Genomic DNA, 20,467 nt, shown 5'->3' on the forward strand with positions numbered 1-20,467 from the left:
GGGTGAAGGCGTTTGCGCCGCAACCCATCGTTTGCCGCCACTGCGATGGGTTGCGCTGCGCTTCACCCACCCTACCGGACTACCAGACCGCGGTCGGCACATGCACACATCACCTGTATCCACGGTCCAGCGCCACCCCTGGCACACCGACCTGCTGGCCGCGGCCGCCCACGCCATCCTGGAACGCTGGCACGAACACCTGCCGGATCTGTCGCGGCTCAACGTCATCCTGCCGCAGCCGCTGGCGGCCTCCGACCTGCGCCGCCGTCTGCTCGCGGCCCTGCCCGCCGGCGGCCCGGGCAGCCTGCTCGGCCCGCGCCTGCTCACCCTGTCCGACTACCTCGACACCCACCTGGATGCCCCGCAGCCGGTCTGGAGCCGGGAGGCCGGGCTGCTGGCCCTGGTCGAGGCCCTGCGCGGTCACGAGGCGCTGTTCGGCGACGAGGATACCTGGCGCCTGGCCGAACACCTGCTGGAGTTGTTCCAGGAGTTGACCCTGAACCGGGTCGAACTGGCGGATGCGGACGGCTTTCACCGGCGTCTGGGGCAGGCCTACCGCATCGCCGGCCGCCCCCCGCCGGCACTGGAACGCGAGGCCGGGATCGTCCACCGTCTGTGGCGGGCCTGGCATGAGCAGCTTGCCGCGCTCCGGGTCGAGGATCCGGCCCGGGCCAGGCTGCAGTGCCTGATACAGGCCGCTGTACCGGCCGCCGGTGAACTCGGGCTGGTGCTGGTAGGCGAACCGGAGCTCAACAGCGCCGAACGCGCCTGGCTGGCGCAGCGCCTGCAGCACCCGGACTGCCTGTGGCTGCGCCAGGACGGGAACACCGCCCTGGACGCGCTCTGCCCCGGCATCGACATCGTTGCCGACCCCACACCGCCCGCGGCCCGCTGTCTGGACAGCATTTATGCCGACACCGGGACCGCACCGGAGCTGCGCCGGCGCGCACTGGAGTTCGCCGCGGCGCATCCGGCAAGCCCGCTGCAGGGGCAGCTGGCGGTATTCGGTGCCGATTCGGCCGAGCAGGAGGCGCGCGCCATTGAACTGCGCATCCGCCAGTGGCTGCTGGAGGGCCGGCGCCGCCTGGGCATCGTCACCGAGGACCGGCGCCTGGCGCGGCGGGTGCGCGCCCTGCTGGAGCGCGCCGGGGTGACGCTCAACGATACCGGCGGCTGGGCCCTGTCCACCACCAGCGCGGCCACCGTGGTGGAGCGCTGGCTGGAATCGGTGGAGCAGGACTTCGAACACCGGCCGCTGCTGGATTTCCTCAAATCCCCCTTCGCCAGCGGCGCCGACCGCGAACAGCACCTGCTGCAGGTCTACCGGCTGGAGCAGGATGTCATCCTGCAGGGCCGCATCGCCCGCGGCATCCCCCGCTACCGCCGGCAGCTGGGCACCCGTCAGGAACTGCTGGGCGACTGGCCGGCCGCCGAGTACCAGGGCCTGTTCGCCCTGCTCGACCGGCTGGAGTCAGCCGCCGCGGGCCTGCGCGAATGCCTGACCGGCAGACATCCCGCCGAACGACTCCTGCAGGCCCTGCGCGACAGTCTGGACGAACTGGGCGTGTGGCGCGCCCTGGAACAGGATCCGGCGGGCGAACGCATCCTGCGGGTGTGGGAGCGGCTGCACAGCGCGGTGAACCTGACCCCGCTGGAACTCGACTGGACCGAGTTCCGCACCTGGTTCGGCCGCAGCCTGGAGACGGCCCACTTCACGCCGCCCGGCACCGGCGGCCCGGTGCGGCTGCTGTCGCTGGAGCAGAGCCAGGGCCTGCGCTTCGACGGGCTGATCCTGGCCGCCTGCGATGCCCGGCATCTGCCCGGCGGTCCGCCCACCGGCCCCTTCTTCAACGACCGGGTACGGCGCGAACTGGGCCTGCCGGTGTGGCGCGAACGCCTGGACCGGCGCTTCGCCCTGTTCCGCTGCCTGCTCGGCGCTGCCGGGCAGGTCCTGCTCACCCACCGGCGCGAGGATCAGGGCGAGCCGGTCCTGCCCAGCCCCTGGCTGGAACTGCTGCAGGGCTTCCACCGCCTGGCCTGGAATGACGACCTGGAAGACACCGGGCTGGCCGCCGCGCTCGACCAGCCCGCCAGCCGGGTCCGCCCCGCCGCCCCGCCGCCGCTGCCCGAACCGCCGGACCGTCCGCGCCCGATCCTGCCCGCGGGCCTGCGCCCGCCCCGGGTCAGCGCCAGCAGCCACCAGCGCCTGATCGACTGTCCCTATGCCTGGTTTGCCGCGGACGGCCTGGGCCTGAAACCGCCCGAGGCCATCCGCGAGGCACTGCAGAAACAGGATTACGGCGAGCGCGTGCACAGATGTCTGGAGGCCTTCCACGGCCGGGTGCGGGGCCTGCCCGGCCCCTTCGCGGAAACCCTGACCGAAGCCAACCGGGAGGCAGCCACTGCCCTGCTCAACCGCATCAGCGAGGCGGTGTTCGCCCGCGATCTGGAAGACAACTTCCAGCACCGCGGCTGGCTCAAACGCTGGCAGGTACGCATCCCGGAATACATCGACTGGCAGATCCGGCAGGCCCGCGGCTGGCAGGTCGAGTCAGTGGAGCAGCGCATCGAGCGGACGCTGGACCCGGAACTGACCCTGCGCGGCCGCCTCGACCGTATCGACCGCGGCGCCGAGGGACTGGCCATCCTCGACTACAAGACCGGCTACACCCCGGACCAGGAACAGGTCGAGGCCGGCGAGGCCGTGCAGCTGCCCTTCTATCGGCTGCTGCTGGATCAGCCGGTGAGACGCAGCAGCTACCTGCCGCTGGACGACAGGGGCAGGAAAATCCAGGACCGCATTGCATTGGAAACCGAGGATCTGGATCACCTCAGCCGGGCGGTACAGGCGCGCCTGGAGACAGTGACGGCGGAAATCGACGCCGGCGCCGGCCTGCCGGCCTGGGGTGACGAGGCAACCTGCCGCCGCTGCGACCTGGATGGCCTGTGCCGCAAGGCGGTATGGGATGAGTAGACACCGACTATAAAGAAAAAGGGCGGCCGCATGGCCGCCCTTCCCACGGGCATCCCTGTCCCCTTACTTCCCTGTAATCCTGTCCGTCCCGGACCTGTCCCTGTTGCTTCCCCTGGCTTGCACAGTTGTCCCTGTACTGTGTTTCGCCATGAAACAAGCGAATTCCGTGCCAAAGCTGGCGTACCATCCCAGGAATAATACTTTGTTTACTGTTTTCAATATATTTTAATCGAATCAGCTGTTGTCGGCAGCAGCGATCGCTGCCCTCACGCGGCGGAAATACGCCGCTGCCGCCGACATTCCGCCGCCGAGTTTACCGGCCTGCGGGGCTGACGTATGCTCTGCCGCCATGAACTCCCCTCTGGATGCGACCCGGCCGGCGGCCAACGCCACCGTCCATGCCTCGGCCGGCACCGGCAAGACCTGGCTGCTGGTCACCCGGCTGATGCGGCTGCTGCTGGCGGGGGTGGAGCCGGGCCGGGTCCTGGCGGTGACCTTCACCCGCAAGGCCGCCGCCGAGATGCTGGAGCGGCTCACCGAACGCCTGCGTCTGCTGGCCACGGTGCCGGACGCGGACCTCGATCCGCTGCTGGAACAGATGGGCGTGGCACCTGAGCCGGAACTCCGCCGGCAGGCCCGCCGGCTCTATGAGACCCTGCTGCGCGCCGACTTCAACCTGCGCGCCACCACCTTCCATTCGGTCTGCCAGGAGATCCTGCAGCGCTTCCCGCTGGAGGCCGGGGTCCCGCCGGGCTTCGAACTGCTGGAGGCCGAAGGCGACGCCCGCGACGCCGCCTGGGATGCCCTCTATGCCGAGGCCACCGCCGCGCCCGAGGGCGACATCGGACGGGCACTGGATACCCTGATGGACGGCTGCGGCGGTCTGGGCAGCGTGCAGACGGCGCTGGGCAGTTTTCTCGCCCACCGCATCGACTGGTGGGCCTACACCGACGGCCGGGACGACCCGGTCGCCTGGGCCGGGGAGCGGCTGCGCGAACAACTCGATATCGATCCGGACACCGATCCGGAACAGGTCTTCTTCAATGACCTGACCTGTCAGCGGCTGCAGCAGTTCCGTGACCTGCTGCTGCTGCATCCGACCGATACCCACACCCGGCAGGCCGCGGCCATCGATGCCGCCCTGAACACCGGCACACCGGCACCGACGCGCATCGAGGCCCTGTGGCCGGCGCTGCTGACGCAGAAAGGCGAACCGCTCAGCCGCAAGGCCAGCAAGACGCTGGAAAAGAAACTCGGCGCTGACGGCATGGAACGGCTGCTGGGACTGCATACCCGGCTGTGCGAGCAGTTCCTCGACCTGCTCGACGCCCGCCAGCGCCGCACCAACTGGGAGCTCAATCGCGCCTGGTATCATGCCGGCGCCCGGCTGCTGGAACAGTTCCAGGCCATCAAACGCAACCAGCGTCAGCTGGATTTCAGCGACCTGGAATGGCATGCCTATCAGTTATTGAACCGCAGCGAGCAGGCGCACTGGGTACAGTACAAGCTCGACAATCGCATCGATCACCTGCTGGTCGACGAGTTCCAGGACACCAACCCCACCCAGTGGCGCCTGCTGCTGCCGCTGCTGGAGGAACTGGCCGCCGGCAGCGAGCGGGCGCGCAGCGTGTTCCTGGTCGGTGACGAAAAGCAGTCCATCTACCGTTTCCGCCGCGCCGATTCGCGCCTGCTCGGCGCGGCCAGCGAATGGCTGGAACAACATCTCGCCAGCCGCCGCCACAGCCTGACGCACTCCCGGCGTTCGGCCGCGGCCATCATCGACTGCGTGAACCGGGTCTTCGCCCAGCCCGAACTGCACAGCCGCATGCCGCACTTCGAACCGCACGGCACCTTTCATCCCCATCTGTGGGGCCGGGTCGAACTGCTGCCCCTGATCCAGGCCGAGGCCGCACCTGAAGCCGAACCGGTGCCGGCACCCACCGGGTTGCGCGATCCGCTGCGCCAGCCGCGGGAACTGCCGCTGGATGATCGCTACTACCGCGAAGGCCGCCAGACCGCCGAGCGCATCCAGGCGCTCATCGCCGGCGGCTGCCTGCTGGAGGAAGGCGACCGGGCCCGCCCCGTGCGCTACGGCGACATCCTGATCCTGCTGCGCAGCCGCACCCATGCCGCCGACTACGAACGCGCCCTGCGCGACGCCGGCATCCCCTGCCTGGGCACCTCCCGCGGCGCCCTGCTCGACAGCCTGGAGGCGCGCGACCTGGAGGCGCTGCTGCAGACCCTGATCGCGCCGCACAACAACCTGGCCCTGGCCCAGGTGCTGCGCTCGCCCCTGTTTGCCGCCACGGATGCCGACCTGGTCCGCCTGGCCGGACTGAAGCAGGGCGACTGGATGGCCCGGCTGAGTGCACTGGCCGATGATCCGGCCACGCCGGAAGCCCTGCGCCGGGCCGCCGACTGCCTGCCGCGCTGGGACGAACGGGTCGGACGGCTGCCGGTGCATGACCTGCTGGACCGGGTCTTCTTCGAGGGGGACGTGCTGGCGCGCTACGCCGCGGCCACGCCGGCGGCGCTGCGGCCGCAGGTACTGGCCAACCTGCAGCGATTCCTGGAACTGGCGCTGGAAATCGACAGCGGCCGCTACCCCAGCCTGCCGCGCTTCCTGCAGCAGCTGAGCCGCCTGCGCGAACGCAGCGACGAGGCCCCGGACGACGCCCCGCCGGCGGCGGGCGACCGGGTGCGGATGCTCACCATCCACGGCGCCAAGGGCCTGGAGGCACCGGTGGTACTGCTGCTGGATGCCGCCGCGGCGGAACGCGACCGCAGCGCCTGGCAGGCGCTGGTGGACTGGCCGGCAAGCGACGCGCGCCCCCGCTATTTCCTGCTCAACCCGGGCCAGGCGCGGCGCGACCGCATCAGCCGCGACTGGCAGGCGGCCCAGCAGCAGGCCGAGGCGCGCGAGGACGCCAACCTGCTGTACGTGGCCCTGACCCGGGCGCGGCAGCTGCTGATCGTCTCCGGCACCGCCCCGGCCCGGGGCAGCGGCAGCGGCTGGCACGACCTGATCCGCACCGGGCTGGCACCGGAGACGCAAGCCCTCGACACGCCGCTGGTGCTGGAGACCGGCGTGGCGCCGGCTGCGGCGGCGAATGTTGCAACGCCGGCAGCGGCCGAAGCACCGGCCCCGGATCCGCGCCTGGCCCGACCGCTGGAATTTGCCCTGCCGCGCGACCGGCTGGCGCCGAGCCGCCGCAACGAGACCATCGCCGACAGCGAGGGTTTCGATGCCGACGGCCGCCTGCGCGGCCAGGCGGTGCACCTGTTGCTGGAGTGGCTGAGCGCGCCGGCCCCGATCAGCGCAGGGGTCGCCCTGCAGCGGCTGGCCGCCTGGGCGGGCCGGGATGCCATGCAGGACGACCTGCAGGCCTGGCTGGCCGAGGCCCGCGCCCTGCTCGCCCACCCCGGACTGGCCGACCTGTTCGACCCGGCCCGCTATGAAATGGCCTGGAAGGAGGTGCCGCTGCAGTACCTGGACGACGGCGTCCTGGTGGAGGGCATCGTCGATCGGCTGGTGCGCCGGGCCGACCGGCTGCTGCTCATCGATTACAAGACCCATCGGCTGGGCACCGCGCCGGCCGCGCAGCATGCCGCGTCCTTCCAGGGCCAGATGCGTTACTATGCCGCCGGCGCGCGGCGCCTGTGGCCGCAACTGCCCATTGAATGCGGTATCCTCTACACCCATTCGCGCGAGTTGGTGCTGCTGGATATCGATTGATACCTGCATATCCTGCGAACCTCGTAGGTCGGGTTAGCCCGAAGGGCGTAACCCGACGTTCACGGCGCAGCATCTCTGTCGGGTTACGCTTCGCCAACCCGACCTACATGCATCCATGCAATGATTCAGTAAGAGTATTGAAGGAGCCCCCATGAGCGACCATCCGAACGTAGTGGATGTCACCCTCGACACCTTCGAACAGGTCGTCATCGAAAACTCCCGCCGGGTCCCGGTGCTGGTCGATTTCTGGGCCGAGTGGTGCGGCCCTTGCCAGATGCAGCTACCGGTGCTGCTGCAGCTGGCCGAGGAATACGCCGGCCGCTTCCTGCTGGCCAAGGTCGACACCGAGGCCGAGCGCGGACTGGCCGAGTATTTCCAGATCCGCAGCATCCCCACCATGAAGCTGTTCCGCGACGGCCAGGTGGTCGAGGAGATCCTCGGCGCCCAGCCCGAGTCCGCCCTGCGCGCACTGCTGGACCGCTACCTGCCGCGCCCCTCCGACGCGGTGCGCGAGCAGGCGCTGGCCAGGGCCGAGGCCGGCCAGGGCGAGGAGGCCCTGGGCATGCTGCAGATCGCCGCCGCCGACGACCCCGACAACAGCCGCATCCAGCTCGACATCGCCCGCATCGCCATGCGCATCGGCCGGCTGGAGGAGGCGCGCAAGGCCCTGGCCAGCCTGCCGCTGGCAATCCAGGAAGAAGACGAAACCAAGCGTCTGTTCGCGCAGCTGGAACTGGCACGGGCGGCGGAGGATGCGCCGGATACCTCAGCGCTCGAACAGCAGGTCGCCGACGACGGCGCCAACCTGCAGGCGCGCGAACAGCTGGCCGCCCGCCACGCCCTGGCCGGCGACTACGAGGCCGCCATGCAGCAATACCTGGAGATCCTCAAGCGGGACAAGAACTACAACGAGGGCATCGCCCGGCGCGGTCTGATCGACATCTTCGAGATCCTCGGCAACCAGGGCGAACTGGTCAGCCGCTACCGGCGGCAGATGTCCAATTACCTGTTATGAGATACAAGATTCAGGATACAAGATACAAGTCAAACCCGAATGGCGCTTAGTTAAGCCACATAACACCCGTCATTGCGAGGAACGAAGTGACGTGGCAATCTCCAATCAATTGATTCTGCAGTATGAGATTGCCACGCTGCGCTCGCAATGACAGCCAACCAAGTGCCATTCAAGTCAAACCCCTTTGATCCTTGCACCTTGTCTCTTGCGTCTACATCATCGCAAGGGCTTGCCGTCCAGCGCGGCAGCCAGCTTCTCCGCCGGCACATAGCCGGGGATGATGCTGCCGTCCTCCATGACGATGGCGGGAGTGCCGCGCAGGCCGAAACCACGCACCAGTTCCATGTGTGCGTCGACCGGGTTGTCGCAGTGCGCGGTCGCCACGGGCCTGTCGTTCTTGGCGTCGGTCAGGGCCTGCTGACGGTCATCGGCGCACCAGACCGAGATGGCCTTGCGCCAGGACGGCGTGCCGGGACCACTGCGGGGGAAGAACAGGTAGCGCACCGTGATGCCGCGCGCGTTGAGCTCATCGACCTCCTGGTGCAGTTTGCGACAGTAGCCGCAGTCGATGTCGGTGAACACGGTCACGGTGTGCTCGGGCTTGTCGGCGGCGAAGATCACCATCCGCTCCTCGCCGATGCGCTGCAGTTCGGCCTGGATCAGTTCGCCCCGGCGCTGTTCGGTCACGTTCTCGCCGGTCTCGGTATTGAGAAAGGCGCCCTGCAACAGGAAGCGACCATCGGCGCTGACATAGAAGATCTGCGCCCCATAGGCGACCTCGTACAGGCCCGCGATCGGCCCCTCCCTGACCGCGTCCGGACTGCGCCCGGGCTGGAAGTCCTCCAGCGCCTGGCTGACCTTCTCCGGCAGTTCCAGCGCCAGTGCGGGTACGCTGACAAGACTCGCCAGCAGGGCCGTGAGTCCGGCCACAATTCGTTTCAAATCAGACATAAATCACAATCTCTGCAATGGTCGGGAAAGGCGTCTGCCCAGTGGGTTCGCCAGTATAGACGCCGGATGGGACGGAAAGTTTACACATTTCAACCGCACACCGCGATCAGCCGCGCGGGTGATGCTCGCCATGCAACTGCTGCAGCCGGGCCCGGGCCACGTGGGTGTAGATCTGGGTGGTGGACAGGTCGCTGTGGCCCAGCAGCAGCTGCACCACGCGCAGGTCGGCACCGTGATTGAGCAGATGGGTGGCGAAGGCGTGGCGCAGGGTGTGGGGCGAGATGGGACTGCGGATGCCGGCCGCAAGGGCATAACGCTTGATCCGGTGCCAGCAGGCCTGGCGGGTCAGGGGCGCACCACCGCGGCCGGGAAACAGGTAATCGCTGACCCGGCCGCGCAGCAGTGCCGGCCGCGACTGCCCGAGATAACGCTCGACCCAGCCGGCGGCCTCCTCGCCCAGCGGCACCAGCCGTTCCTTGTTGCCCTTGCCGGTGACCCGCACCACCCCCTGGCGCAGGTTGAGTTGCGGCAGCGTGAGCGCAATCAGTTCGCTCACCCGCAGGCCGCAGGCATAGACCAGTTCCAGCAGGGTGCGGTCGCGCAGCCCCAGGGCAGTGCGGGTGTCCGGTGCATCCAGCAGGGCCTCCACCTCGGCCTCGGTCAGCGCCTTGGGCAGGGGCCGGCCCAGCTTGGGCGAGTCGATGCGCGCAGTGGGATCGTCCCGGCGCCGACCCTCGCGCACCTGGAAGCGGTAGAAGCGGCGCAGGCTGGACAGGCCGCGAGCGGCGCTGCGCGCCTTGGCATTGCCGGCGCGGTGGGCCAGGTAGGCCAGCAGGTCGGCCTGGCCGGCCTGCCGCAGGCTGCAGCCGCGTCCGGCCAGCCAGCGGGCAAACTGGCTCAGGTCGCTGCGGTAGGCGGCAAGGGTATGCTCGCTCAGACCCGCCTCCATCCACAGGCGGTCGAGAAAGCCCTCGATCTCCTGACGATCGGATTCCGGCAGCGCTGGGAGGGTATCCGGTGAAATCACCCGGTTACTATGGCATCGTGGCCGTAAACCTGTCCATTGTCCGTACCCATGACCGAGTCCGACACCGATATCGCCAGACGCTTCCTGGCCCTGGTCCAGCAGCTGGTCGAGGAAACCCAGCCCGGCCGCCGGCCGCCGCGGGTGGACTGGGACAGTTCGCTGGATACGCTGGGCCTGGACAGTCTGGGCCGGCTGGAGTTGCTGCTGCGGATCGAGCGCGACCTGAAACTGCCCATCGATCAGGACCGCGCCCTGCCACTGGAAACCCCGCGGCAGTGGCTGGAACTGCTGGGCCGCACACCGCCGCCGGCAGCGGCCGCCGCGCCCGCTGCCACGGCCAACCGCGAGGTGCGCATCGCATCGCTGCCGGTGAGCGCCGACAGCCTGGGCGCGGTGCTGGCCCATCACGCCGAACACCACGGCGAGCGCACCCATCTCAGTTTCTACGCCAGTGAAGACCAGGTCACGCACCTGAGCTACACCCGGCTGTTCAGCCGCGCCCGGCAGGTCGCCGGCCACCTGCGCCGCATCCCGGTGGAGCCGGGCGACCGCGTCGCCCTGATGCTGCCCTCGGGCGTCGACTTCTTCGAATGCTTCTACGCCGTCCTGCTGGCCGGGGCCGTGCCGGTGCCGCTGTACCCGCCGGCCAGCCGCGCCCGCATCCTGGAGTTCATGCAGCGCCAGGTCAGTATCCTGACCAACGCCGGCGCCCGGCTGCTGATCACCGATGACCAGGTCGCGCCCTTCGCCGAGCGGCTGCAGCAGCAGGTTGAATCCCTGCAGGCGGTGCATACGCCCGAGCACTACCGCGCGGCCGCGCCCGAACATTTCCTGCCCGGCGGCGGCGCGGACCTGGCCCTGCTGCAGTACACCTCCGGCAGCACCGGCACCCCCAAGGGGGTGATGCTCAGCCACGCCAACCTGCTGGCCAATGTACGTGCCATGGGCGAGGCCAGCGCGGCCACGGCCGACGATGTGTTTGTGAGTTGGCTGCCGCTGTATCACGACATGGGCCTGATCGGCGCCTGCCTGGGTTCGCTCTATCACGGCATCCCGCTGGTGCTGATGTCGCCCCTGTCGTTCATCGCCAGGCCGATCCGCTGGCTGCAACTCATTGACCGTCACGGCGGGACCCTGTCGGCCGCACCCAACTTCGCCTACCAGCTGTGCGCCTCGCGACTGCAGGATGCCGACCTCGAGGGCCTGGACCTGTCCAGCTGGCGGCTGGCCTTCAACGGTGCCGAGCCGGTGCATGCCGGCACCCTGGAGGATTTCATAACACGGTTTGAACCGCTCGGATTCCGGCGTCAGGCCATGACCCCGGTCTACGGTCTGGCCGAGAACGCCGTGGGACTCGCCTTCCCGCCGCTGGAGCGCGGCCCGCGCATCGATCACATCGACCGCGAACGCCTGGCAACCACGAATCGCGCCGACGCAGTCGCCGCCGACCAGCCACAGGCCCTGGCCGTGGTCAGCGGCGGACGGGCCCTGCCCGACCACGCCATCCGGGTGGTGGATGAGCAGGATCAGCCGCTGCCCGAGCGGGTGCAGGGACAGATCCAGTTCCGCGGCCCCTCCGCCAGCGCCGGCTATTACCGCAATCCCGAGGCCACAGCCGGACTGTGCCGCGGCGACTGGCGCAACACCGGCGACTTCGGCTACCTGGCCGATGCCGAGATCTTCATCACCGGCCGCACCAAGGACGTGATCATCCGCGCCGGACGCAACCTCTATCCCTATGAACTGGAACAGGCCGTGGGCGACCTGGAGGGCATCCGCAAGGGCTCGGTGGCCGTGTTCGGCGCCAACTCCGCGGAGGAGGATACCGAACGCCTGGTGGTGCTGGCCGAGACCCGCGAGCGCGACCCGGACACCCGAGAGCGACTGCGTGAACAGATCCGCCAACTCGGCATCGACCTGCTGGAGACGCCGGTCGACGACGTGGTTCTGGCCCCGCCGCGCAGCGTGCTCAAGACCTCCAGCGGCAAGATCCGCCGCCGCGACTGCCGTCACCTCTACGAGCAGGGGAAACTGGGCGAGGGCGGCGAGACCGGACAGGTGGAAAGGCGGCTTAAAACCAGGTTATATGCCGGGGCCGCGATGACCGGGCTGCGGCGCCTGCTCCACCACAGCGTCGACCTCCTCTATGCCGGCTGGGCCTGGAGCCTGTTCGGCCTGTGCGCCCTGGCGGTCGGGCTGCTGGTACTGGTCCTGCCGAGCCGACGCCTGGCGCAGCGCAGCGCCCACTGGGGGGCCCGGGCCGGCCTGTGGCTGGCCGGCATCAGCCTGGACGTCAGGCACCGGGAACGCTTCGTGCGCGACCGCGCCCTGGTGGTGGTCGCCAACCATGCCAGCTACCTGGATGCCATCGTGCTGACCGCCGCCTACGACCACCCACTGCACTTCGTCGCCAAGCAGGAACTGGCCCGCTTTCCGCTGATGCGGCATGTACTGCGCAGGCTCGGCAACGAGTTCGTGCAGCGGGACGACGTCAGGGAGAGCATCGCCGCCAGTGAACGGCTGGTACGGCGGGTGCAGCAGGGCAACGGCATCGTGTTCTTCCCCGAGGGCACCTTCACCGCCGCCCCGGGCCTGCTCGCCTTCAAGCCGGGCGCCTTCCAGATCGCGGTGGACACCGCCACCCCGGTGCTGCCGGTGGCCATCCGCGGCACCCGGCAGATCCTGCGCGGCGACCGCTGGTTCCCGCGCCGCGGCCGGGTGGAAGTCCATACCGGCGAGCCGCTCGCGTCCGCGGGCGAAGGCTGGAGCGCGGTCATCGCGCTGCGCGACCGGGCGCGGGCGGTGATCCTGGCGCAGTGCGCGGAACCGGATCTGGTCCGGGACCCGGGTATGTGACGAGGGTTCAGGTGGTGCCGTCGTGACTGTAATAATCGCGGCGGGCCCCGTCCTGCAGGCGGAGAAAATCCTCGCCGCTGACCTCGATCAGCGCTTCATGATCGCCCGCCTCGAGGAAGACCCGGGCCAGGCTGGCGAGGTTTTCGTCGACGAAGGTTTCCAGGCCGTAGGCCGGACCGACCGGTGGAATGGCGCCGGCGGCGCAATCCGGAAACAACCGGTCCAACCCGGACTCGTCCGCCAGGCCGAAGCCGCGGTCGAGCTTTGCGTTCAGGGTTTCCAGGCGCAGCCAGTGGCTGGCCGGGATCACCACCATGGCCGGGCCCCGCTCATCCCGCACCACCACGGCCTTGGCGATGTGGTCCTCGGGGACGTGCGCGACGGCTGCCGTGTCGTGACTGGAAGCGGTGGCGGGATGCCGGAGCGTGCGCCAGGCAACACCGTGACGCTCCAGGTGCGCCTTCAGGGTCTGCGCCAGGGCCACCGGGCTTACCCCACGATATGATGCTTGCCGATGGCGTGCACGCTGCTCGCCTGCGGCCCGTCGTCGCCCATTTCCTCGTCGAAGCGGACCTCGTCCCCCGGCTCGAGCTGATCGAAATCCCCATTGACCAGGCTGTTGCGATGAAAATAGATATCCCTGCCGTCGGCGGTCTCGATGCGGCCGTGATCCCGGTCCAGTAGGCGGATGCGCCCGTGCGGCGGCGCCTCGTGATACTTAACGTGGCGCTTTTGCTTGTGGTTCAGCGCCTCGAGCTGGCGCCGGGCGGCATTGAAGGCATCGCGGAGCGCGACATAGACGTCCTCATGGGCGTGATTCTGACCGGGGTCGCGGCTGGCCACCAACTCGTGCCCGGGCAGGGTCAGGTCAACCCGCACCCGGTAGGTATTGCCCTTGTGGTGGTGACGGTGCTGCGCCTCCACCGCCACCCGGCAACTGGTGATGCTGGTGTGGAACTGTTCCAGCTTGTCGACCTTTTCCCGAACTGCCGCTTCCACGGCATCCGAGGGATCCATATTGCGAAAAGTGAGTTCCAGCGGAATCTGCATGGGCACCTCCCCGGCGCTGATGTTCTTCCCTGTCTTTGAATCTAGTACAGATCCCGCGCCACGGGTAATGACCGAAATCAAGGCCGGGACGAATCCCCGGCCTGTTCACTCCAGTTCGATCACCCCGCTGACGCTGACTGTGACCTCGCCCTCTCCGCCTTCCAGGGCCGGCGGCGCCGCCGCCTCGGCCATGGCCTGCATCCGCAGCAGCGGCTGCGGCTGGCCGCCGCCAGCGGCGTTCACACTGGCCTCGACCAGGTGGTAGGTTTCAGCGCCGAAACGCTGACGGATCTGACCGGCCCGCTGCTGAAAGCGCTCGATCGCCTGATCGATCAGGCGCGTCTCGACCGCCTCGCGGGTGGCAGCGGCGATGAAAAAGCCGGTGTGCTTGATCTGCAGCCGCTGCTGCAGGGTGCCGATCAGCTGCCCCAGCGCGGCGAAGTCACGGCCTTCCAGGCGCAGTTCCTGCAGCCCGCGCCAGCGTTCCGGCCGGTCCTTGCGATAGACGGGCGTGATGCGGTAGCTGCCGGTACTGACCGTGACGCCTTCGATGTCGCGACTCTGCTCCAGCGCCCAGCGCATGCTCCGGTTGATGCTGTCGGCCACCTCATCGGCCGAAGCCGCCTCGGTTTCGGCGGCCAGTACTGCCTGCATGCGGTCGTTGGCGACGCGTTCGCTCACCTCCACCTGGAAGCGGATGCGGTTGTAGTGGTCGTCCTCGGCAGCGGCAAGCGGCAGGGCCAGGGCGGCGAACAGGAGGGGGAACCCGCGAAGCAAAGGCGTCATGGAAGGTCTCCGGAAGCGATGAATGGATGCGTGGGATTCTACCCCCGTCCGCCCGCGGAAATGAAACAGCGCACAGTGCTAGAATCCCCTTGATGCAACCGTACCAGCTGCCCTGTCCTCAACCATGTCCGCCACCGCCACTGTGTGTCATGATCTCACCGGCCTGATTCTGGCCGGCGGCCGGGCCACCCGGCTGGGCGGGCGGGACAAGGGGTTGATCGAGGTGGGCGGCCACGCCCTGGTCGATTACGCCATCGCCGTCCTGCGCCAGTTCACACCGCGCATCCTGATCAGCGCCAACCGCCACCGGGCCGACTACGCCCGCCGCGGCTGGCCGGTACTGGCCGACGCGCTGGTCGATTACCCCGGCCCGCTGGCTGGCATCCTGACTGCGCTGGAACAGCTGGAAACAGAGCGCCTGCTGGTCATGCCCTGCGATACCCCGCTGGCATCGCCGGCACTGTTTGACCGGCTCGTCGCCGCCCAGGACAGTCAGGGCGGCATCGCCTGCCTGGCCCGCGACAGCGGACGGCTGCAGCCGACCTTCTGCCTGCTCAAACGCGAAGTGGCGCCGTCGCTGCGCCGGTTCCTGGACGCAGGCGAGCGCAAGACGCAGACCTGGCTGCAGTCGCTGACGCCGGTGATCGTGGACTGCAGCGACCACCCGGACTGGTTCGCCAACGTCAACACGCCGGAGGATCTGCGGCGCATCGAGGCTATGCTGTGAATGGCCACGCAATCCACGAAAACCACAAAAATGCCTTGTGTATGCATTGCCAGGCGCATAGCGCCATGGCAATGCAAGCAATAACCCCTTTAGTGGGTTTCGTGGATTGCGTGGCCATCAAGGGGTTGCAGTGATGCAAGAGTTGTTCAACCGACCGCCGGTGCTGGGCTTCGCCGCCTGGAGCGGCACCGGCAAGACCACCCTGCTGGAACAGTTGCTGCCACGGCTGCGCGCACAGGGCTTGCGCATCGGTCTGATCAAGCACGCCCACCATGACTTCGATATCGACCACCCCGGCAAGGACAGCCACCGGCTGCGCCAGGCCGGTGCCGGCCAGCTGCTGATCGCCTCCCGCCGGCGCTGGGCGCTGATGACGGAAACCCCGGAACAGGACGAGGCCGACCTCACCCAACTCATCGGGCAGCTGGACCGCGACGCACTGGACCTGATCCTGGTCGAGGGCTTTCGCCATGAACGCTTTCCCAAGCTGGAACTGCATCGCGCGGCCACCGGCAAACCCTTGCTTTATCCCGACGACGACTCGATCATGGCCGTGCTGAGCGATGCCGTGGTGGACACGACACTGCCGCAGCTGGACATCAACGACATCCCGGCCATCACTGCCTTCATTCTCGACTACGTCCGTTCAACCTGATGGATTCGCCATGACAGCCAGTAACCAGGACCCCTGTGCCGCCCCCGAACAGAAACTGCTGCCGGTCGCCGAGGCCCGGAGCCGCATCCTCGACGCCGTCGCGCCCATCGAGGGTGACGAGATGCTGCCGCTGCGCAGCGCCCTCGGCCGCATCCTGGCCGAGCCGGTGCGCGCCGGCATTGACGTGCCTGCCTTCGCCAATTCGGCCATGGACGGCTATGCCGTGCGCGGTGCCGACCTCGCTGCCGACACTGCCTGCGCATTCGAGTTGATCGGCCAGGCCATGGCCGGCACCCCCTTCGATGGTAGCGTAGGCCCGGGCCAGGCCGTGCGCATCATGACCGGGGCGGTGATACCCGAGGGGGCCGACACCGTGATCATGCAGGAGCAGGTCAAAGTCGACGGCAGGCGCGTGCGCATCGGTCCGGGGCAGAAGGCCGGTGCCAATGTCCGCCACGCCGGCGAGGACATCCGTGCCGGCGAGACGGTGCTGGAGGCCGGCATCCGGCTGCTGCCGCCGCAGCTGGGCGTGATCGCCTCGCTGGGCCAGGCCGAAGTGCGGGTCCGGCGCCGGCTGCGGGTGGCCTTCTTCTCCACCGGCGACGAACTGGTCGGGCTGGGCCAGCCGCTGGGACCGGGCCGGATCTACGACAGCAACCGCTACACCCTGCACGCCATGCTGACCCGGCTGGGCGCGGAGGTGATCGATCTGGGCGTGATACCCGACAGCCGCGATGCGGTGCGCATGGCCTTCGCCGACGCCGCCGCCCAGGCCGACGCAGTCATCACCTCCGGCGGGGTCTCGGTGGGCGAGGCCGACTATGTCAAGGAGACCCTGGAGGCCATGGGCGAAATCGACTTCTGGCGCATCGCCATGAAGCCCGGCAAACCGCTGGCCATCGGCCGCCTGGGCGCAGCGCGCTTCTTCGGCCTGCCCGGCAACCCGGTCTCGGTCATGGCCACCTTCTACCAGTTCACCCAGCCGGCGCTGGAGAAGATGATGGGCACCACCCCGGCGCCGCCGCCGCTGTTGCAGGCACGCGTCGCCGTAGCGCTGAAGAAAAGCCCCGGCCGGCTGGAGTTCCAGCGCGGCTTCATGGAGGCGACCGCCAACGGTGAGTTGCATGTCCGCCCCACCGGCGGCCAGGGCTCGCACCTGATGACGTCCATGAGCCGGGCCAACTGCTTCATCATTCTACCGGCCGAATCGGGCGGCGCCGAGGCCGGCGCGATGGTGCAGATCCAGCCCTTTGCCGGGTTGGTATAAGGCTGTTTACGGCCACGGAAGCACACGGAACAATCATGAATCCATCGCCAAACCCGTAGGTCGGATTAGCCCGAAGGGCGTAATCCGACACCCGGACCGCCCTGCTGTCGGGTTAGGCTGCGCTAACCCGACCTACAAGACTATGTTTTCCCGTCATTCCGGCACAGGCCGGGCTGACGACAATGGGCAGGGCAACCGCAATCATGCAATGATCGGGTTGAAACAGCCCGCATTCCGTCCCATGTTTGCGATCTATCATCGACGACGGGAACAACCAATGACAAGCCCCTCCGACGACGCCGAACGCATCATCACCTCGCAGCCGCCCCCGGAACCGGGCTCGGACCTGGCCCTGCCGGGCGAGGTCATGCCCAACACCCTGCACCTGCTGCCGCTGACCGAACGGCCCTTCTTTCCGGCCCAGAGCGTGCCGGTACTGATGAACGACACGCCCTGGGTGGACACCATCAAGGCCATCGGCGATACCGCCCATCAGCTGGCCGGGCTGGTGGTGGTCGATACCCGCGACGCCGACCAGGCGCAGCCCGAGGATTTCCGCCTCATCGGCACCGCCGTGCGCATGCATCATCCCATGCGCAATTCGGGCAAGCTCCAGTTCATCGCCGAGGGCCTGCAGCGCTTCCGCATCCTGGACTGGATATCGAAGCAGCCGCCCTACCTGGTGCGGGTGGAATTCCCCGACGACGTGCTCGATGAGGAGGAGCAACTCAAGGCCTACGGCATTGCCATCATCAACACCCTCAAGGAACTGGTGCCGCTCAATCCGCTCTACAGCGAGGAACTCAAGTTCTTCCTCAACCGCTTCAATCCCAACGAGCCCTCGGCGCTGACCGACTTCGCCGCCAGCCTGACCACCGCCTCGCGCGACGAACTGCAGGAGGTGCTGGAGACGCTTGACGTGCTGGAACGGATGAAGAAGGTCCTGGTGCTGATCAAGAAGGAACTGGAGGTCGCCCGCCTGCAGGTCGAGATCCGCGAACAGGTCGAGGAGAAGTTGAGCGAGCAGCAGCGCAAGTTCTTCCTGCGCGAGCAACTCAAGGCGATCCAGAAGGAACTCGGCATCTCCAAGGACGATCGGACCGCCGACAGTGAACGCTTCAAACAGCGGCTGGAGAACCTGGCGATGCCGGAGGCGGTGCAGCGGCGCATCGACGACGAACTGCAGAAGTTCTCGGTACTGGAATCCGGCTCGCCCGAATACGCCGTCACCCGCAACTACCTCGACTGGATGACGAGCATGCCCTGGGGCCGCTACTCCGAGGACAACCTCGACCTGGACCATGCCCGGGACATCCTGGCGCGTGACCATGACGGGCTGGAAGACGTCAAGGACCGCATCATCGAGTTTCTCGCCGTCGGCAACCTCAAGGGCGAGGTGGCCGGCTCCATCCTGCTGCTGGTCGGCCCGCCCGGCGTGGGCAAGACCTCCATCGGCCGCTCGGTGGCCGATGCCCTGGGTCGGCGCTTCTACCGCTTCAGCCTGGGCGGGATGCGCGACGAGGCCGAGATCAAGGGCCACCGCCGCACCTACATCGGCGCCATGCCGGGCAAGTTCGCCCAGGCACTCAAGGAGGCCGGGGTGGTCAACCCGGTGATCATGCTGGACGAGATCGACAAGATCGGCGCCTCCTTCCACGGCGATCCGGCCTCGGCCCTGCTGGAGGTGCTGGATCCGGAGCAGAACAGCGAGTTCCTGGATCACTACCTGGACGTACGGCTGGATCTGTCGAAGACCCTGTTCATCTGCACCGCCAACCAGCTCGACACCATCCCCTCCCCGCTGCTCGACCGCATGGAGGTGATCCGGCTGTCGGGCTACATCACCGAAGAGAAGGTGCTGATCGCGAAGCACCACCTGTGGCCGCGGCAGCTGGACAAGGCCGGCATCCCGCGCACCCGACTGCGGATCACCGACGCGGCCATCCGCCGCGTCATCGAGGGCTATGCCCGCGAGGCGGGCGTGCGCAACCTGGAGAAGCAGCTGCGCAAGCTGATCCGCAAGACCGCAGTGCAGTTCGTGGGCAGAAAATCAAAGGGTAAGGCGAAACCGGTGCGCATCGGCACGCAGCAGGTGGAGGCGTTGCTGGGCAAGCCGGTGTTCGCCCGCGAACGGCCCTTTGCCGGCGTGGGCATCGTCACCGGCCTGGCGTGGACCGCCCTGGGCGGCGCCACGCTCAACATCGAGGCCACCCTGGTGCACAGCAGGAACCGCGGCTTCAAGCTCACCGGCCAGCTGGGCGAAGTCATGCGCGAGTCCGCCGACATCGCCTACAGCTACGTCGCCAGTCACCTGCAGGAATTCGGCGGGCGCCGGGACTTCTTCGACGAGGCCTTCGTCCACCTGCACGTGCCCGAGGGCGCCACCCCCAAGGACGGGCCCTCGGCCGGCATCACCATGGCCACCGCCCTGCTGTCCCTGGCCCGCGGCCAGCGCATCAAACGGCCGGTCGCCATGACCGGCGAGCTGACCCTGACCGGGCGGGTACTGCCGGTGGGCGGCATCCGCGAGAAGGTCATCGCCGCGCGGCGCAACCGGGTGTTCGAGGTGATCCTGCCCGAGGCCAACCGGCGCGACTACGAGGAACTGCCCGGGCACATCACCGAGAAGATGACGGCGCATTTCGCCGCACGTTATCAGGATGTGGTTAGGCTGGTGTTTCCGGAATGAATATTACTACAGGGGGTGGGAACGCAGAGGACGCGGAGGCGCAGAGGCGCTGAGAAATATCGAAAAAATCAAACCTGCTGAATGCCTGACAGATCTTACGTCATCCCCGCGAAGGCGGGGATCCAGGAGCCACTGTGGTCAATAGATTCCCGCCTTCGCGGGAATGACGGCTGAAGTGAATGCCGTTCATTGTGTGGCAATCATTCTTTCCTTTGCGTCTCTGCGCCCTCTGCGTCAGTGGCGTAGAAGCCTGAACAGGCTCAACCCTGCTGCTGGTTCTGCTGCTGTTCCTCGATTTCCTTGCGCACCTGATCCATGTCCAACTCCTTGGCCTTGCCGATGAGCTCGTCCAGGGCGCTGCCGGGCAGCATGCCGGGCTGGGAGAAGATGATCACGCGCTCGCGGAAGATCATCAGGGTGGGAATGGAGCGGATCTGGAAGTAGGCCGCCAGTTCCTGCTGCGCCTCGGTGTCGACCTTGGCGAAAACGATGTCCGGATATTTCTCCGAGGCCTCCTCGAAGATGGGGGCGAAGTTCTTGCATGGGCCGCACCACTCGGCCCAGAAATCGATGAGCACGAAATCGTTGTCGGTGATGATCTGCTCGAAATTCTCTTTGGTCAGTTCGACGGTAGCCAAAACGGTTCTCCAGTCGGGGTAGGTTTGATCTCCAGTATAACGGCCCGTCCGGCCGGATGCCCAGGAATGCCGGCGGAATCCCGGCCGGATACGGGG

14 protein-coding genes are annotated in these 20,467 nt (G+C 67.8%); 8 read left to right on the plus strand and 6 right to left on the minus strand.

Annotated features, from left to right (window positions below):
- The first annotated feature begins 100 nt into the window (after positions 1–100).
- The 3 genes from CFK21_RS15605 (at position 101) to trxA (CFK21_RS11935) (ending at position 7,725) form a co-directional block, all read left to right on the plus strand.
- Complete coding sequence (locus CFK21_RS15605; RefSeq protein WP_157745649.1) at positions 101–2,974, plus strand: PD-(D/E)XK nuclease family protein; 2,874 nt, start codon at positions 101–103, stop codon at positions 2,972–2,974.
- 349 nt (positions 2,975–3,323) lie between these two features.
- The gene (locus CFK21_RS11930; RefSeq protein WP_172844301.1) at positions 3,324–6,710 is read left to right on the plus strand and encodes a UvrD-helicase domain-containing protein; all 3,387 of its coding nucleotides are present in this window, start codon (positions 3,324–3,326) and stop codon (positions 6,708–6,710) included.
- A gap of 151 nt (positions 6,711–6,861) precedes the next feature.
- Positions 6,862–7,725, plus strand: coding sequence for a thioredoxin (gene trxA / locus CFK21_RS11935; protein ID WP_096366867.1), 864 nt, complete (start codon positions 6,862–6,864; stop codon positions 7,723–7,725).
- A 216-nt stretch (positions 7,726–7,941) separates the two neighbouring features.
- Here trxA (CFK21_RS11935) and CFK21_RS11940 read toward each other — a convergent pair whose 3' ends face one another.
- Both CFK21_RS11940 and xerD read right to left on the minus strand, forming a co-directional pair.
- Positions 7,942–8,676, minus strand: coding sequence for a DsbC family protein (locus tag CFK21_RS11940; protein WP_096366868.1), 735 nt, complete (start codon positions 8,674–8,676; stop codon positions 7,942–7,944).
- A 106-nt stretch (positions 8,677–8,782) separates the two neighbouring features.
- Positions 8,783–9,676 carry a site-specific tyrosine recombinase XerD gene (gene xerD, locus CFK21_RS11945; protein ID WP_369801269.1) on the minus strand — a complete coding sequence of 298 codons (894 nt, stop codon included), beginning with the start codon at positions 9,674–9,676 and terminating at the stop codon, positions 8,783–8,785.
- Between the two features lie 75 nt (positions 9,677–9,751).
- Here xerD and CFK21_RS11950 point away from each other — a divergent pair, with 75 nt between their 5' ends.
- Complete coding sequence (locus tag CFK21_RS11950; protein WP_096366869.1) at positions 9,752–12,559, plus strand: 1-acylglycerol-3-phosphate O-acyltransferase; 2,808 nt, start codon at positions 9,752–9,754, stop codon at positions 12,557–12,559.
- Positions 12,560–12,566: 7 nt separating this feature from the next.
- On the opposite strand, the gene CFK21_RS11955 is transcribed toward CFK21_RS11950, so the two are convergent.
- The 3 genes from CFK21_RS11955 to CFK21_RS11965 all read right to left on the minus strand — a co-directional run bounded on the left by CFK21_RS11955 (position 12,567) and on the right by CFK21_RS11965 (position 14,395).
- The gene (locus tag CFK21_RS11955; protein ID WP_096366870.1) at positions 12,567–13,043 is read right to left on the minus strand and encodes an aminoacyl-tRNA deacylase; all 477 of its coding nucleotides are present in this window, start codon (positions 13,041–13,043) and stop codon (positions 12,567–12,569) included.
- A 5-nt stretch (positions 13,044–13,048) separates the two neighbouring features.
- Positions 13,049–13,609, minus strand: coding sequence for a ribosome hibernation-promoting factor, HPF/YfiA family (hpf, locus tag CFK21_RS11960; protein WP_096366871.1), 561 nt, complete (start codon positions 13,607–13,609; stop codon positions 13,049–13,051).
- Between the two features lie 105 nt (positions 13,610–13,714).
- Entirely contained in the window at positions 13,715–14,395 is a 681-nt protein-coding gene (locus CFK21_RS11965; protein WP_096366872.1) for an SIMPL domain-containing protein, read from the minus strand.
- Positions 14,396–14,519: 124 nt separating this feature from the next.
- Between CFK21_RS11965 and mobA the strand changes: the two genes are divergently transcribed.
- The 4 genes from mobA (at position 14,520) to lon (ending at position 19,733) form a co-directional block, all read left to right on the plus strand.
- Positions 14,520–15,122 carry a molybdenum cofactor guanylyltransferase MobA gene (gene mobA / locus CFK21_RS11970; RefSeq protein ID WP_096366873.1) on the plus strand — a complete coding sequence of 201 codons (603 nt, stop codon included), beginning with the start codon at positions 14,520–14,522 and terminating at the stop codon, positions 15,120–15,122.
- 133 nt (positions 15,123–15,255) lie between these two features.
- On the plus strand, positions 15,256–15,777 hold the full coding sequence (gene mobB, locus CFK21_RS11975; RefSeq protein ID WP_096366874.1) for a molybdopterin-guanine dinucleotide biosynthesis protein MobB: 522 nt from the start codon (positions 15,256–15,258) through the stop codon (positions 15,775–15,777).
- A 10-nt stretch (positions 15,778–15,787) separates the two neighbouring features.
- The gene (moeA, locus tag CFK21_RS11980) at positions 15,788–17,044 is read left to right on the plus strand and encodes a molybdopterin molybdotransferase MoeA (RefSeq protein ID WP_096366875.1); all 1,257 of its coding nucleotides are present in this window, start codon (positions 15,788–15,790) and stop codon (positions 17,042–17,044) included.
- 277 nt (positions 17,045–17,321) lie between these two features.
- Complete coding sequence (lon, locus tag CFK21_RS11985; RefSeq protein ID WP_096366876.1) at positions 17,322–19,733, plus strand: endopeptidase La; 2,412 nt, start codon at positions 17,322–17,324, stop codon at positions 19,731–19,733.
- A gap of 260 nt (positions 19,734–19,993) precedes the next feature.
- On the opposite strand, the gene trxA (CFK21_RS11990) is transcribed toward lon, so the two are convergent.
- Positions 19,994–20,371: a thioredoxin gene (gene trxA, locus CFK21_RS11990; RefSeq protein ID WP_096366877.1), complete on the minus strand. Its 378-nt coding sequence runs from the start codon at positions 20,369–20,371 to the stop codon at positions 19,994–19,996.
- Between the last annotated feature and the right edge of the window lie 96 nt (positions 20,372–20,467).

This window comes from Thiohalobacter thiocyanaticus, from assembly GCF_002356355.1.
Lineage (GTDB): Bacteria > Pseudomonadota > Gammaproteobacteria > Thiohalobacterales > Thiohalobacteraceae > Thiohalobacter > Thiohalobacter thiocyanaticus_A.